13 protein-coding genes and 1 riboswitch are annotated in these 14,827 nt (G+C 43.5%); of the genes, 7 read left to right on the top strand and 6 right to left on the bottom strand.

Annotated elements, in window-relative coordinates; all coding sequences use genetic code 11:
• The first annotated feature begins 111 nt into the window (after positions 1 to 111).
• The 3 genes from A5878_RS10580 (at position 112) to efp (ending at position 2,358) form a co-directional block, all read left to right on the top strand.
• Positions 112 to 681 carry a DUF2179 domain-containing protein gene (locus A5878_RS10580; protein ID WP_005229664.1) on the top strand — a complete coding sequence of 190 codons (570 nt, stop codon included), beginning with the start codon at positions 112 to 114 and terminating at the stop codon, positions 679 to 681.
• 103 nt (positions 682 to 784) lie between these two features.
• Positions 785 to 1,723 carry a cation diffusion facilitator family transporter gene (locus tag A5878_RS10575; RefSeq protein ID WP_005229666.1) on the top strand — a complete coding sequence of 313 codons (939 nt, stop codon included), beginning with the start codon at positions 785 to 787 and terminating at the stop codon, positions 1,721 to 1,723.
• A gap of 74 nt (positions 1,724 to 1,797) precedes the next feature.
• Entirely contained in the window at positions 1,798 to 2,358 is a 561-nt protein-coding gene (efp, locus tag A5878_RS10570; protein WP_005229668.1) for an elongation factor P, read from the top strand.
• Positions 2,359 to 2,416: 58 nt separating this feature from the next.
• Here efp and A5878_RS10565 read toward each other — a convergent pair whose 3' ends face one another.
• On the bottom strand, positions 2,417 to 3,628 hold the full coding sequence (locus tag A5878_RS10565) for a chloride channel protein (RefSeq protein ID WP_060792232.1): 1,212 nt from the start codon (positions 3,626 to 3,628) through the stop codon (positions 2,417 to 2,419).
• A 90-nt stretch (positions 3,629 to 3,718) separates the two neighbouring features.
• Positions 3,719 to 3,791, bottom strand: a riboswitch (Fluoride riboswitch).
• Positions 3,792 to 4,022: 231 nt separating this feature from the next.
• Between A5878_RS10565 and A5878_RS10560 the strand changes: the two genes are divergently transcribed.
• Positions 4,023 to 4,715, top strand: coding sequence for a hypothetical protein (locus tag A5878_RS10560; RefSeq protein ID WP_060792233.1), 693 nt, complete (start codon positions 4,023 to 4,025; stop codon positions 4,713 to 4,715).
• 86 nt (positions 4,716 to 4,801) lie between these two features.
• On the opposite strand, the gene A5878_RS10555 is transcribed toward A5878_RS10560, so the two are convergent.
• Entirely contained in the window at positions 4,802 to 5,080 is a 279-nt protein-coding gene (locus A5878_RS10555; protein ID WP_060792234.1) for a GIY-YIG nuclease family protein, read from the bottom strand.
• Positions 5,070 to 5,804 (bottom strand): tRNA1(Val) (adenine(37)-N6)-methyltransferase, encoded by a 735-nt coding sequence (locus A5878_RS10550; RefSeq protein WP_060792235.1) that lies wholly within the window; start codon positions 5,802 to 5,804, stop codon positions 5,070 to 5,072. The genes A5878_RS10555 and A5878_RS10550 overlap by 11 nt, the downstream gene beginning before the upstream one ends.
• Before the next feature lie 137 nt (positions 5,805 to 5,941).
• Here A5878_RS10550 and A5878_RS10545 point away from each other — a divergent pair, with 137 nt between their 5' ends.
• Positions 5,942 to 6,577 (top strand): 1-acyl-sn-glycerol-3-phosphate acyltransferase, encoded by a 636-nt coding sequence (locus A5878_RS10545; RefSeq protein WP_005229679.1) that lies wholly within the window; start codon positions 5,942 to 5,944, stop codon positions 6,575 to 6,577.
• Positions 6,578 to 6,630: 53 nt separating this feature from the next.
• Here A5878_RS10545 and A5878_RS10540 read toward each other — a convergent pair whose 3' ends face one another.
• The 3 genes from A5878_RS10540 to anmK form a co-directional block, all read right to left on the bottom strand.
• Entirely contained in the window at positions 6,631 to 7,722 is a 1,092-nt protein-coding gene (locus tag A5878_RS10540; RefSeq protein ID WP_060792236.1) for a DUF871 domain-containing protein, read from the bottom strand.
• A gap of 115 nt (positions 7,723 to 7,837) precedes the next feature.
• Positions 7,838 to 9,133 (bottom strand): PTS sugar transporter subunit IIC, encoded by a 1,296-nt coding sequence (locus tag A5878_RS10535; RefSeq protein ID WP_005229683.1) that lies wholly within the window; start codon positions 9,131 to 9,133, stop codon positions 7,838 to 7,840.
• Between the two features lie 21 nt (positions 9,134 to 9,154).
• On the bottom strand, positions 9,155 to 10,315 hold the full coding sequence (gene anmK / locus A5878_RS10530; protein WP_060792237.1) for an anhydro-N-acetylmuramic acid kinase AnmK: 1,161 nt from the start codon (positions 10,313 to 10,315) through the stop codon (positions 9,155 to 9,157).
• A 254-nt stretch (positions 10,316 to 10,569) separates the two neighbouring features.
• On the opposite strand from anmK, the gene A5878_RS10525 reads away from it, so the two are divergent.
• Positions 10,570 to 11,691 (top strand): exonuclease SbcCD subunit D, encoded by a 1,122-nt coding sequence (locus A5878_RS10525; protein ID WP_060792238.1) that lies wholly within the window; start codon positions 10,570 to 10,572, stop codon positions 11,689 to 11,691.
• Between the two features lie 2 nt (positions 11,692 to 11,693).
• A complete protein-coding gene (locus A5878_RS10520) occupies positions 11,694 to 14,822 on the top strand; it encodes an AAA family ATPase (protein WP_086295533.1) in 3,129 nt (1,042 codons plus the stop codon).
• Positions 14,823 to 14,827: the final 5 nt, after the last annotated feature.

Genomic DNA, 14,827 nt, shown 5'->3' with positions numbered 1-14,827 from the left:
TTTGCCTTCTGCAGAATAAATTTAATTTAGTTATTTTAGTAATTAAATCCTGCTCAAATATTTTAATTTTCGCTTGCGTTTTGATATGCTAAGAACAAGGGGGAATCAAAGATGGAAGTTGATCTACAAATGCTGGCGATGATTTTCTTTATCAATCTCGCCTATGTTACATTGAACACACTGCGATTTTTATTGACAATGAAAGGGTATCGCGTGATTGCCCCATTAGTGAGTATGATCGAAATCACGATCTATATTTTAGGCTTATCTATGGTATTGGATCGTTTGGATAACCCACTGAATCTCTTGTTCTATGCATTAGGTTATGCTGCAGGAGTCAGTATCGGGATCAAAATCGAAGATAAGCTGGCTCTGGGCTATACAATGGTCACAGTGATCCTACCTAGTAATACAGATGAAGAAAAGAGTTTGCCGAAGATTTTGCGACAAGAGGGCTATGGTGTGACACAAAGCTTTGGTGAAGGATTGGAAGGCCCGCGACTGATTTTAGAGATTCTTTCCCAAAGAAAAAGTGAGAAAAAGCTCTATCAAACGATCAAAGCGGTGGAAGAGCGAGCGTTTATCATCAGCTATGAACCCAAGTATATCTCGGGTGGTTTTTGGACCAAAAAAATCAGTCGTAGAGAGGCGAAGTTGAAAAAGCAAGCACCTGTTGATTGAGGAACTAGAGGCAGCTTGATTCATTCGTGAAGAATAGTTGCATAATAAGCAGGGAGTTTATTGATGAGAGGAAGCGTTAGGTGTGGAAAAGAAAGCAAATGGCATGATGGCGGTCATCGCTGCACTGATCTCAAACATTTTGGTGGCGATCAGTAAGTTTGTCGGTTATGCCTTGAGCGGTAGTGCGGCCATGCTGAATGAAAGCATTCATAGTGTCGTAGATTGCAGCAATCAGATCTTTTTATTGATCGGTGATAAACGGGCAACAAAGGGACAAAGTGAACTGCATCAGTTTGGTGAAGGTCGGGCGAAATATTTTTTCAGCACGATCGTTGCGATGATGCTCTTCTTTGGTGGGGGCGCACTAGGCGTGATGGAAGCAGTGGAAAAGCTGCTGCATCCCGCCCATGAAGTCGGCAATACCTGGTTAGTGATCGCTATCTTGATTTTCGGGATGATCGTTGAAGGAAGTTCGTTGTGGATCGCAATCAAGGAGATCCGCGAGCTAAACGTCGAACGTCAACCAATCTATCGTTTTTTGAAAGAAAGTCGGCATAGTGAGATTTTGATCATTTTCACAGAAGACTTTTGTGCGGTGATCGGTCTGATGATCGCACTGATCGGAACGGTTTTAACAATGATTACCGGGAACGCATTTTTTGATGCCTTCAGCGGCTTATTGATTGGTCTTTTATTGATGGTAGCAGCGATCTTCTTAGCCCGCGAATTTTACAGTCTACTGATTGGGGAAAGTGTTACCAAACGTGATTTAGCGGTGATCAAACAAGCGTTTGAACGTCCCGATGTTGATCGCTTGATCGATGTGAAAACAGTCCATTTAGGGCCAGCAGAAATTTTGATTGCAGCGAAAGTCGATATTGCCGCAAAACAAGAAGAGGTCGGCTATGAGATCATTAATGAGATCGAAGCCGAGATCCGACATCAAATGGCAGATAAAAAAGTCTATATTTATATTGAAACGGATGAGTACGATCCTCACTACATGGAGAAGCGGCGCAAACTTGTGCGACCTTCCCACTGATTTAGCTAGAATAAAGCTGTTTTTTTTGATACAATAGACAAGGATTATCACATAGTGAAGGAGATTTCAAAATTATGATCAATGCAAGTGACTTAAGAGCTGGAATGACGTTTGTTCAAGACGGCAAACTTATCAAAGTATTAGATGCCAGCCACCACAAACCAGGTAAAGGAAATACGGTTATGCGTATGAAATTACGTGACGTTCGGACTGGTTCGACTTACGATACAACCTTCCGTCCAGAAGAAAAATTTGAAAAAGCGCATATCGATACGAAAGCTGTACAATACCTATATACAATGGACGATACCGCATTCTTTATGGATCTGGAAACCTATGAACAATATGAAATTCCAGTTGAAGTGGTTGAAGAAGAAATGAAGTTCATTCTAGAAAACATGGAAGTAAAAATCCAATTCTTCGGCAGCGAAGTGATTGGCGTGCAATTACCTTCAAGCGTAATCTTGAAAGTTGTTGAAACACAGCCATCGATCAAAGGGGCAACTGTGACTGGTTCTGGTAAGCCAGCAACGATGGAAACGGGCTTAGTTGTCAATGTTCCTGACTTTGTTGAAGAAGGCGAAATGCTAGAAATCAATACAGCTGAAGGTACCTATTTAAAACGTGCAAAATAGCAAAAAACCGCGACTTGTTCGCGGTTTTTTCTTTGCTCTTGTTGTGTTCAGAAGTGGCTCATTGTCCCATTGCCGATGTTTTTTGTAAAGGATAGATACTATAAGGTTTACTGATAAAGTAGGCGACGGAGCAGACGATCACAAAGAAGGGTAGATTTTGAAAGCCAAAGACTTCTCCACCAATAAAGATCGGTGCAAATAAGGTGCTAGTGGCGCTGCCAAAAACACTGGCATAGCCTAGTGCTGCTACCAGTTCGATAGGCAGTCCGAACAGTGGCGCCAACACGACCCCCAAAGAAGAGCCAATCGCAAACAAAGGGGTGACTTCTCCACCCAAAAAACCAATGCTGATGGTCAATACGGTCAACACCAACTTAAGCAGCCAATCATAAGAATAGATCGGTTGATTCGTGAAACTCGCGCTGATCAAATTTGTTCCTAAGCCTGAATAACGCCCTTGATACAACAAAACAAAAAGCAAGACTAACGCCAATGCGCCAATCCCAATACGCCACAGTGGATTCGGGAAGCGCCGCTTCATGATGCGTTTCATCGTTTCTAAACAGCCCGCAAAGCTACCGCCAACCATACCAAAAATCAACCCAATCACAAGTAATTTCAGAAAAACAGGTATCGTCAAATCGACGGATTGAGGCAACATAAGACTAAATTTTTCTAAGCCTAACCATTGAGAAGTCGTACTAGCAGTGAAAGCAGCCAGCAAAGCAGGTAAGAGGGCATGATGACTGAATTTACCGATGACAAGCACTTCCAATGCAAAGAACGTCGCAGCGATGGGGGTTTCAAATAAACCAGCAAATCCCGCAGCCATCCCAATCATGATCAGGGTGCTGGCGTACTTTTCTATTCGCAGCCATTTTCCTAAACGATTGGCGATGGTGGCACCTAACTGAACCGCAACTCCTTCTCTGCCGGCGCTTCCTCCAAATAAATGCGTCAGCCAGGTTCCCACCATTACAAAAGGAATCAAACGCAGCGGAATATCTTTTTCTTCTTCCTGCCCGACTAAAAACACTAAGTTCATTCCTTGAGGACTCCGATCGCCATACTTTTGGAAAAGGTAAGTAAAGCAAATACCGATAATTGGTAAGAAGAGAATCAATGGCAAAAAATGACTTTCACGAAAGGCACTTAAGAACAGCAAAATTTTACCAAAGAAAGTGTCAACGGCTCCAGCAAGCACCCCAATCACCAGACTGAGCAAACCTAATGTAGTCAGTTCAAAATACGTTGTTTTTTGTTTCTTCATTTCTATCACGATCCTTTAAAAAATATAGGAATAATGCTCTTGCAACTATGACGAACGAGTGAAAATAAAAAATGACTACTACACACTAAAAAAGTGGTAGAAGTCATTAGCAAAATTGCGGTTTCAGTAAGAACTGAGGGAGACATTCATTCCCTATTAGCATCAATATTATCTGATAAAACCCTCGTTTTGTCAATGGATGCTGGTCGCGAAAAGCAGTCCATCTAATACTTATCTTTTATACATACTTATGGTAAAATTAATTTCATAAGAATTTACATGTGAATTGAGCGTCGGAAGAGTCAATGGCAAGAAAAGGGATGAAAGGACGATCCTTCTACTGGTTGACCAAGGGAAAAACAGTAGGTAGTGAGGAATCGAAGGGGAAGAAAGAATGGTTGCATTTATGACGATCGAAAAATGGCTGCAAAGTGAGCGTTTTTATTACGTGATCCTACCAATTCTCATGGTGGTTGGTCTAATTGCGTTATTAGGGTTCCTGATGGTTTTGCTTTATCGAGAAAACCGCAACCCAAAAGTGACGCTATTGCTTGGCGGCATAGTCGTTGCGTGTCTGCTAGGCTTTTTTATTGGAGATCAAGTGTATGGTGAATTCAAAACGTATAATGCGCTGATCACACCGAATATCCGTGACCGCGAAAAAATGTTTTTAGGCTATAAATATTACGAATCTGATACTACAGCAGTTTATCAGCGCATCCAAAGCAATGAAGCGATTGAAACTTTAGGGATCTATCAAGCAGTACCAGTGGAACGGGCGATTGAATTTCTTGGATCTGCTCATAACTCCGTATATTTTAAAATGGGCGCCCAGGTTTACTATGCTCGCTATCAACCGACATTTGTGGAAGAGGAAACAACCGCTAAACTGCAGGGGGTTCAATACCATTTGACTGATCCTTCCTTTGAAACGATCGGCTTCTATTCCGAAACCAACAACTATTTGACGGCAATTACGATTCCAAATACTCAAGAAACCCTCGAATATCAATCCGTCGATTCTGTGATCCCGCAAGAATTTGGGAAAAGTCAAACCCAATGGGCGTTACCGAATAGGAATGAATAACCATAAAAGAAAACTACCTAAGTAACGAAAGAAAGTTCTCTCAAGAGGGAATCTTCCGTGCGCAGGTAGTTTTTTTGTATGCTTAGTCAGATAACATTGCTTTTCCTATGACTGATTAGGTAGTCCTCTTTCTTTTTGCGAGACAATTTTTTGAAGGCGGCTTCTGCTTGAGTGGCTTCACTGCGAGTGGAAAAGCTTTCTGCATGAATCATTTGCAAAGGTCTGCGACTAGCAGGACGGGTATATTTTGCCCCAATCCCTTTGTTGTGCTCTAATAAGCGGCGACTCAAATCAGTGGTATAACCACCGTAGAAGGACTGATCGTTGCAACGCAAGACATAAAAATAATGATTCTCAGCAGCCATAGAGCATCGCCTTCACTTCTGAACTATAGGCACCTGTTTCATCATAGGTAATGAGAGGGGAATCAATTTTAAAGCCATCCGCCTTACCATCCTTGATTCCTTCAATCAATAAAATATTTGCCTCTTTGCCTACTTTCGGATAGACGAAGCGGACGCGTTTTGGGGCGATTCGATGGGCACGCATATGGTCCAAAATATCGAGAAAGCGATCCGGTCGATGAACCATCGCAAACCGTCCGTTCATTTTTAACGCTTTACTGGCGGTTTGGATCACTTCATCTAAATTTGTGGTGATCTCGTGACGGGCGATCGCTAAATAGGGATTCGGGTTTTTGATCGCCGTCGGTACATTTTTAAAATAAGGCGGATTGCAGACCAAAAGATCGACGGAATCAGGTTTGATTTTTTGAAAGAGGTTCTTCAAGTCCATAGGATAGACCGTCAGCTGGTCTTGCAAGTCGTTTAATTCGATACTGCGTTGCGCCATATCCGCTAGACGTTCCTGCAATTCGACCTGATAAATATGAGCGGTCGTTTTTCTGCTGATAAATAAACCGACTGCACCATTCCCTGCACAAAGGTCAACGACCACACCTCTTTTTGGCACTCTAGCGTAATTGGCTAATAAGACAGCATCTAATGAAAAAGAAAAAACTTCGGAACTTTGAATGATCTTGATGTCATCGGCATACAATTGGTCGATGCGTTCGTTCGGTTGCAACATGAAGCATACTCCTGTTCTAAATTCATTTCAATGTATTATACTACGATTAAGAATAATGGGAAACGCTAAAAAATGCTTGTCATTTAAACCGTTTTTTTGCATACTTGAATAGGAGAGAAATAGAAAGGAAAATGAGTATGTTTTTTCGCTTTATGCGCGGTGTGGTTCGCGTAGTATTATTTTTGATCAACGGCAATGCTCGTTATCAAAACAAAGAGGTTTTACCTAAAAATGAAAACTATATTTTAGTGGCTCCTCACCGAACCTGGTGGGATCCATTGTACCTAGCAGTGGCTGCTCGGCCAAAGAAATTTAGTTTTATGGCGAAAGAAGAGCTGTTCAAAAACCCGATTTTACGGTTCATTTTGATTCATGCCAATGCTTTTCCAGTCAAACGGGACAAACCAGGACCGAGTGCGGTAAAGACGCCAGTCAAAATTTTGAAGGAAACCGATCTTAGCTTGATCATGTTTCCAAGTGGTACGAGACACGCAACGGCTTTAAAAGGCGGCATGGCGTTGATCGCAAAAATGGCTAAGGTCAAGATCGTTCCCTCTGTTTATCAAGGACCGCTGACATTAAAGGATTTATTTAAACGCAAGCGAGTAACCGTCCGCTTTGGGGAGCCAATCGATATCAGTGACATCAAAAAGATGGACAAAGAGGGCTTGGCGGAAGTCGAACGGCGCATCCAGGGTGCATTTGACACACTGGATCAAGCGATTGATCCGTCATTTGTTTATCAAATCGATGAGTCCAAAAGAGAAGATTAATACCTAAGAAAAGCCGCTGATCCTTTTGTGATCAGCGGCTTTTTTCTAAAGAGTTAATCCAATAATTCGAAAGCAAATTTGGTCCATGGTTTCAAATATTCCAACAAAGGCAACTCCTCTTTGGGGATAGTGCCGACTTTGTTTTTTCGCACGTCTTGGTGAGGGGTCAAAACGATCTGCAATTCGTTTTTGTACTGACCAAAGGTATCATTGCCGATAACGATGTCCCCGTAAGCAAACGGTTCTTGGTTTGTATGAGGGAGGTTTTCGACGGGACGGTACTTCACCCGTGACTGTGTGGAACGAGCAACTAACGCATTACTATCACCGCGACGAAAATGATTGGTTTCAGCTAATATCCTCCGTTCGATTTCGCTGGCTTCTGCTTCTACGGAAACGCCAAATGTCAGTTTGTAGCGATCGATCGCCGCCAGAGCTTTCAGTTCTGCATCCGACGCATAGGCATTGCCAATAATCACCGTATCGATCAACCCAGAAGCAAAAAGCAGCTTCCCTTGCAGCGCCAATGGTAAATCTCGACAAGATTCTAAGGTCGGTAAGCCATCATTGACTTCCCAAGGGCCAATTTTGGCTGATTGACTAGTGATGAAGGCGGCTGTTTTCAACCCATATTTTTTAAAACGTTGACTGCAGCTGCGGAAAAAAGCCTCCGTTAAGCCTGTGCCTCGTTGGGGGTAAAAATTGTGGCAGCCATATAAAAAAGGTTCATTTGCTTGATAAGAAAGGATATTTTCTAAATAGTTCACATCATTACTCATATTCAATTCAATCGCCAAGCCAAATGGATTAAAGGTCAGCTGGGCTTCTTTATTGCCATCAAATCCTTGATCCAAGCGGATACCGTCCGCACCTAATTCTGCAAAGAAGCTCAGATCGTCATAAGAGATCGCCAAATCACTAAAAACAGCTGGCGAAATATCTAATATCGTTTCAAAGCCAAGGTTCTTGGCAAACCCGATAATCGAAGAGAATTTTTTTCTGACGGGCTCTTTGCCTTCACTGACTTCCAGCATACTCATAAATAAGCGCGAATAACCAAGGGCAGCAGCTTTTTTTAAATAGTCTTGATCCAGTAAAGGATCGCTATGGTCGGGGTAAATCGAAAGGCCAATTTCTCGTTTCAATGGTTTTCCTTCTTTCTAAAAAACCGCACGAAGCACCTCTTGGCATTGAAAAAGCTGCTGAGGAAGGCTTCTTCTGTTGTCTTGATGGGTACTTCGTACGACCATTATTTACACATTATTGTGCGACTGGTTGATTTTCTTTTTCTAATTCGTTTTTGTCATAGATTTTTACGAATGGGTAATAGATCAGAATCGATAAAAGAATCAAAAGAACATTCAGCACGATGGCACGCCAATCGCCGCCAGTCGCTAAGAAAGCACCAATTGGTCCAGGCAATGTCCAAGGGGCATTGACCGTGACGGCATTGACTAAACCTGCTGAGGTGGCGACCCATGCAATGACACCATTGATTAAAGGCGCAATGATGAATGGTGGGATCAAGATTGGATTCAAGACGATCGGTGTACCGAAAATCAGTGGTTCATTGATGTTGAAAATTGCTGGAATTAAGGCTGTTTTTCCTAGTTTTGAACCGAATTCTGATTTGGTGCGAAACGCTAGCAAAATCGCCAAACCAATCGTTGAACCAGCCCCACCAATCCAGATAAACCATTGATAAAATGGTTCGGCTGCGATATTGGGAATCATATCTCCTGAAGCAAGCGCAGTTGTATTCCCTTCTAACAACTGCAACCATAATGGTCGAGCCAATGATCCAACGATAGAAGCACCATGGATCCCGAATGACCAGAAGAAGGTCGTCAAGAAGGTGATCAATAGCACACTTGGCAAGGTGTCTGCGGCACTGACTAAAGGATCGACGACTTTTGCCACGATCGTGTGCCAGTCAAAGCCGATATAGTAAGTGATCGCGCCCATTCCTAAAATAATGACTAAGGTAGGGGTCAAGGCTTCGAAAGAGCGAGCGACTGCAGGTGGGACTTGTTCTGGCATCGTGATTTTAAATTTCGATTTGTCCGTTAACCGATAGATTTCAACGGCAAGAATCGAGGTGATGATCGCCACGAACATACCAGCACTCCCTAAGTTGGCCATTGGCAAGACAAAGCCGACCGTTCCAGCAGCATCCAAGGCTTCTGCTGGGATATTGACCGGGGTGAAGGTCAGTAAAAAGGCGGTCGTAGCTAGGATCCCGCCAGAAAGACCATCAAGCTTATAAGAGCGAGAAAGACTGTATCCAATCCCGAATGCCGCATACAAGCTCATAATGTACATCGTCATTCGATAAGGCAATAAGATCGTTGTGGCATTACTAGACAAGAATTGATAGATGCCCCAACTTTGAGGCAGCGGTGGAAAGGCTAAAATCATAAAGAACGAACTGACGATGATCAATGGCAAGGTTGAGACGATCCCGTCACGAACCGCCCGCAAGTGACGCTGGCTGCCAAGTTTTTCCATCGGTCCTGCCAAATGGCGCTCGATGAATTGAGTGAATTTATCTAACATGGTTTATCCTCCTAAGGTGTTTTACATTTTTGCTTCCCATGGATTCGGAATGATTTTCCCTAAGATCACGCCTTGGGATGCCCCGGTTGCTGCAGGGGCATTGTTGACACGGCTGTGAAGGGTTTCATTTCCTAATATGGCAAAAGCCACCGCTTCTTTGGCATCGTTGGAACCGCCAATGTCATCTTGTGTTCCAACGGCTACTGATTCTGGTAAATAGCCTTGGATCATCTCAATCAGCAGATGATTGTGGGCACCGCCGCCCGAGAGAATCACTTCCATATCGTTTGTTCCCAACTGAGGAAAAATGAACCGTTGGTAACTGTCAGCAATGGAAAAAGCGGTAAAATCGGTTAAAGTCCTCACCAAGTCTTCAGGTGCTGCTTCGGGATACTGGGTCAATAACTGCTGCACGAATTGTTTTCCAAAAAGCTCACGCCCGGTGCTTTTCGGCGGTTGCTGGGACAAATAAAAATGAGTTCTTAATTCCTTTTGCAAGGCTGGTATAATTGCTCCCGCACGGGCTGTTTCACCAAACGCATCATAAGGCTGACCGAATAGCTGAACCATTAATTCATCGATGACCATGTTTCCTGGACCTGTATCAAAGGCATACAGCTCGTTTAAGCTGCCACTTTTTGGTAGTACAGTAACATTGCCGATGCCGCCAATATTTTGCAGCAAACGATTTTTGGTGTCTGATTGATAGAGCAGATAGTCTGTATAAGGAACAAGAGGGGCGCCTTGACCGCCAGCAGCCATATCCATCACTCGAAAATCGGCGACGACTTTCGTTTGTAAGCCATAAGCGATAATTGAAGGTTCGCCAATTTGCAAGGTGCTGTTTTTCGCTGGGTCAGCATCGGGGGAGTGCCAGATCGTTTGTCCGTGGCTGGCAACAAAATCAATGCTTTTTTCTTCAATACCAGCTTTTTGGCAGAGGATTTGACACGCTTTCAAAAATTCATACCCTAATTCAGTATTTAATTGGCAGATGAGGGGAACATTTGATTCCACCGGATCACAAGCGGTTTTTATTCGCTCCTTCAATTCTTCACCAATGGGCAGCGTGATCATTTCCATCAGCTTTACGTCAGTTTCGGTGCCGCTGCCATTGATTTTTACTAAAGCAGCGTCGATCCCATCCAAACTGGTTCCTGACATGAGTCCTATTGCAAGCATATCGTTTCTCCTTTCTTTTAGAATAGTGATGAAAGCGATTGTTGAATTCGATTTCACACTCATTGTAAATGAAGTGTAATTATATTTCAAGATATAAATTTATAATTGAAAAAACATTTCAACATAATGATGTCAGGTGTTCGCTCTTTTTATCAAAAATGAGTGGTAAGTGAAATTTCGCTGGCAGAGAGATGTCTAACGATCAGGGAAAGTGGTATAATGGTTGGAAGGATATTTTTTAAGAAGGTGAAGAAATGCGCTTTATACATACAGCTGATTGGCACATCGGAAAAAAACTACATGGCTATGATTTGCTGGAGGACCAGCGAGCAATTATCGATCAAATCATTGCGATCGCTTTAGAAGAAAAAGTCGCTGCCATCGTCATTGCAGGTGATCTGTATGATCGTTCCGTTCCCGCTGTCGATGCAGTCAAATTATTGAATGAAAAAATCGCAGAAATCAATCTAACGAATGAACTGCCTTTATTGGCTATCTCAGGAAACCATGATAGCCCAACGCGGCTAGAAACCGGTAGTCAGTGGTTTCAACAAACACGCTTTTACCTGTCCACCAGCATCGAACAAAGTTTGCACCCGGTTGAGTTTGACGATACACAGTTCTTTTTACTGCCTTATTTTGAACCGATCGAGGCGCGCTTGTTTTTTGATGAACCATTAATGAAGATTTCTGATAGTGTCCAAAGAGTCATTGAGGAGATGACCAAGAACTTTGACTCGTCCAAAAAGCAAGTGCTAGTGACCCATTTTTTTGTGGCGGGTTCTAGCCAAACAGATTCAGAAACAAAAATTCAAGTTGGCGGATTGGACAGCGTACCGACCACCGCTTTTGCGCCATTTGATCGAGTCGTTTTGGGGCATTTACATGCCAATACCGCCCTGAAACATCCGAAAATCGGGTACAGTGGCTCTCCGCTGAAATTTTCCCTTTCTGAACGGACGAACCAAAAAGGGGTCTATCTTGTGGATACTGTAAAAGACACCAATGAATTTATTCCCCTCACACCAAAAAGGGATATCCAGCAACTGACGGCTTCCTTTGAGGAGTTGATCGATCCGGTTTTTTACCGTGATCTAAATCGTGAGGCGTTTTGGCATTTTCTGCTGACGGATCGTGCTGTGATTCCAAATATGATGAATCAGTTGCGAAAAATCTATCCATTTATTTTGTCTGTCGAACGGTTGAATGGACGAGAACAGACGAAAAAAAGACAGCTAACCACACGAGAAACCGACCCGCAGACCTTGATCAGTCATTTTTTTCAAGAAATGACGGGAGATTCATTGCTCGATGCACAAACCAAGTGGATCGAACAAGGATTAAATGAAGCATTTGTCGTGGAAAAGAGGGAATAGTCATGCAACCGAAGTCTTTACAAATGAAAAATTTTGGTCCATTCATTGATGAAAAATTGGATTTTAGTCAGCTGCAAGCTGGCGGTTTGTTTTTGATCAGCGGCAAAACGGGTGCAGGAAAAACGACGATTTTCGATGGCATGACGTTTGCCTTGTTCGGTGAAACATCGGGGAATCTGCGCTCAGGCAAAGAAATGCGCTCGATGTTTGCTTCACCAACCGAAGAGACCAGCGTCACCTTTACTTTTGAACATCAGCGTTTTACCTACCAGATCCAACGGAAACCGGAACAGACCTTAGCAAAAAAACGTGGTGACGGGGTCACCAACCAAACGGCAAAAGTCCAGCTGACGATTTTTGACGCCGAAGGCAAAGAGAAAAAGCAGATCAGTAAACGCACAGAAGTTGATGCATTTATCAAGGATCTGCTGCAGCTGGATGCCAAACAGTTTTTTCAAATCATGATGTTGCCGCAAGGAGAATTTCGTAATTTTCTGATTGCCAGCAGCAATGAGAAAGAACGCGTTTTACGGAATTTATTTGGCACGGAAATGTATCAACAATTTAATGAATGGTTGAAAGAGCAAGTCAAAGCACAAAGTAAAAAGCTTGAGCATCAGCAGCTGCTCGCCTCGCAAATCATGGAGCGCTTTGAATGGGAAGAAGCGCAGGAGGTTTTAACGGTTGCGGAAGGTCTGACTTTGTGGGCGCAGGATTTAGAAAAACAACAAGCGCAGCTTCAGCAATTATTGCACAAAAAAGACCAAGCGATCCAAGAAATGAAAGCTGCGCAAGATGCTTTTTACCGTGCAAAAGAAATTGAAAATGCACGGATCGAATGGCAAGGTCTACAAGAAAAAGCCCGAGAGCTGCATGCTAAAAAAACCGAGATTGCTCAGAAAAAAGCACAGTTGAACCAGTTGGTGTGGGCGCTTGAACATCAAGAAATCATGCAGCAAAAAGAAGAACGAGTGAAAGAAGCACAGCAAGCTGCTCAGCAAATCAACGAAACAAAGCAGCAGTTGCAAGAAATTCAGCAGCAACAAGTAAGCTGGCAAGACCAACGAGCGTTGATTGACGGCATCAAGAAAAAACAGGAAGCTGCTAGTCAAAAAGTTCAACGAATCCAGCAGCAGATCCCGCTAGCACAGCGTACACAAGCGCAGCAAGAAGAAGTGGCGCAACTTGAAAAAGCCGCACAGCAACAGACCACCGAATTAACGAAGATAAACCAAGCGCAAGCAAGTGCCAAAGCGCAAGCGCAGCATCTGGTAGAAGAAATCGAAACCTTGCGAGGGTTTCAAACAGAAGCGGTGAAATTGGTAGAAACGCAGGCTCTGGTCGAAAAATGGCAGCAAGCAAAAGCGCAGTTTCGTGAAGCCGAGCAAAAAGCAGGGGAACAGCAACAAATTCATTCGGAGTTAGTTCTTGAACAACAGCAATTAGCAGCATCCTTGCTGGAGCTGCAAAAAACGTTAAAACAAGAAACCAGTCAAAATGCTCGAATGCAAATTGCTCGGCTTCGTCTATTACTGGAAGAAAATGAACCCTGTCCGGTTTGCGGATCATTGGATCATCCGAATACACAGGAGCACACGACCTATCGCATCGAAGACATCATTGCCAGTGAACAAAGACTTGAGCAAACACAAGAAAAATTGACGAAGATCCAGCAGCAAGTATCGGCAAATCAAACGCTGCAGGAGCAAGCCACATTGCGAATCAGCGAATGGCAAGCCACCAGTGTTGCTGCGCAGAAGCAAGTGGCATTCGCTTGGACTGCAGTTCAACAGGCATTTGCTGCCTTGCAGCCGATAGAAAACCAAGAGACGATTACCGAGGAAACGACGGTAGCGGAACTAAAGAAACGGCAATCTTTCAATCAACAAAAAGCCGCTTCTTATGAAGACGCACAGAAGAAACATCAGGCAGTAAATGAGAAATTAGCAACGTTAAATGAGTCCTTTCAGCAAGTCAGTGAGCAAGCGAAAAAAGCCCAAGAAGCGCGTCAGCTTGCGGAGGGGAAATTGGCTTCTTTACAGGAACAACTTGCAGGCGCAACGTATGAACAATTACAAGCCGATTTAACAAAAACCAATGGTTTACTGAGGGAATATACGCAACAAATTGAGGCTGATGCCCGACAAGAAGCGCAGCTAAACGAGCAGCAAGCGATTCTTTCAGAGAAGCTGAAAAATCTGCAGCAATTTTTTGCAGAAAAGCAAGCGGCTAAGACAAAAGCAGAACAACGACTGACGCAGCGACTCCAAGAAGCTGGTATGACGGAAGAAACGATGCGGGAATTGATTGACCAAGCCGCTCAAACAACCGTTCTCTCAGAAGAAATCAAAACCTATGAGCAAGAAACGGTGTTTGTTCAGCAACGGCTAGCATTGTTAGATGCACAGTTAAAAGAGCAAGCTGCGATAGATTTAAACCATTTGGAAGCTGACTACCTTCAGTTGCAGACCGTGATGGAGGAACTACAGCAAGAAACAGTTCGCAAACAGGAGAAAGTCAACGTCAATCAACGGTTGTTTGACGAGCTGCAGGTCATTTATCAGCAAAATGTCGAAGAACTGGCCCAATTAGGCCAACTTCAGCAGTTGGCAGAAACCATCAACGGCGAAAACGTCAAAAAAACCAGCTTGGAACGGTATGTACTGCAGCAATTTCTGACAGAGATCTTAGAAGTCGCCAATGAACGCTTGGCTCGGTTGACTCGTGGCCGCTATCAATTTGAATTAGCGGATAAAGTCGGGAGCTATCGAAGCTCAACAGGCTTAGAAATTGACATATATGACGATAATGCGGGACAAGTCAGAAGAGCTCATACACTTTCAGGCGGCGAAAGCTTTATTGCTGCCTTAGCGTTGGCGATCTCTTTGGCGGATGTGATCCAGCAACGAGCTGGTGGGATCGAGATCGAAGCCCTCTTTATTGATGAGGGCTTTGGATCGCTTGATGAAGAATCATTGGAAATGGCGATGGAAGCATTAGAAATGATCGAAAATGAAGGGCGCATGATTGGGATCATCAGTCATGTTCGAGAACTGCGGGCAAGAATCCTGCAGCAAGTTTTCGTAGAAACTAACGGCAGCGGGCAAAGCCGGATCCGAATAAAAGAATAAGGAGA

The sequence above is a fragment of the Enterococcus sp. 3G6_DIV0642 genome (assembly GCF_002140635.1).
In the GTDB taxonomy this organism is placed as follows: domain Bacteria; phylum Bacillota; class Bacilli; order Lactobacillales; family Enterococcaceae; genus Enterococcus_D; species Enterococcus_D casseliflavus.
This window is presented reverse-complemented; position numbering and strand designations above follow the sequence as displayed.

Bases quoted from the DNA above. Each gene is read 5' to 3' on its own strand.
- A5878_RS10580 (WP_005229664.1), top strand. From the start codon at position 112: ATGGAAGTTGATCTACAAATGCTGGCGATGATTTTCTTTATCAATCTC.
- A5878_RS10520 (WP_086295533.1), top strand. From the start codon at position 11,694: ATGCAACCGAAGTCTTTACAAATGAAAAATTTTGGTCCATTCATTGAT.
- anmK (WP_060792237.1), bottom strand. From the start codon at position 10,315: ATGCTTGCAATAGGACTCATGTCAGGAACCAGTTTGGATGGGATCGAC.
- A5878_RS10545 (WP_005229679.1), top strand. From the start codon at position 5,942: ATGTTTTTTCGCTTTATGCGCGGTGTGGTTCGCGTAGTATTATTTTTG.
- A5878_RS10555 (WP_060792234.1), bottom strand. From the start codon at position 5,080: ATGGCTGCTGAGAATCATTATTTTTATGTCTTGCGTTGCAACGATCAG.
- A5878_RS10525 (WP_060792238.1), top strand. From the start codon at position 10,570: ATGCGCTTTATACATACAGCTGATTGGCACATCGGAAAAAAACTACAT.
- efp (WP_005229668.1), top strand. From the start codon at position 1,798: ATGATCAATGCAAGTGACTTAAGAGCTGGAATGACGTTTGTTCAAGAC.
- A5878_RS10560 (WP_060792233.1), top strand. From the start codon at position 4,023: ATGGTTGCATTTATGACGATCGAAAAATGGCTGCAAAGTGAGCGTTTT.
- A5878_RS10550 (WP_060792235.1), bottom strand. From the start codon at position 5,804: ATGTTGCAACCGAACGAACGCATCGACCAATTGTATGCCGATGACATC.
- A5878_RS10575 (WP_005229666.1), top strand. From the start codon at position 785: ATGATGGCGGTCATCGCTGCACTGATCTCAAACATTTTGGTGGCGATC.
- A5878_RS10535 (WP_005229683.1), bottom strand. From the start codon at position 9,133: ATGTTAGATAAATTCACTCAATTCATCGAGCGCCATTTGGCAGGACCG.
- A5878_RS10565 (WP_060792232.1), bottom strand. From the start codon at position 3,628: ATGAAGAAACAAAAAACAACGTATTTTGAACTGACTACATTAGGTTTG.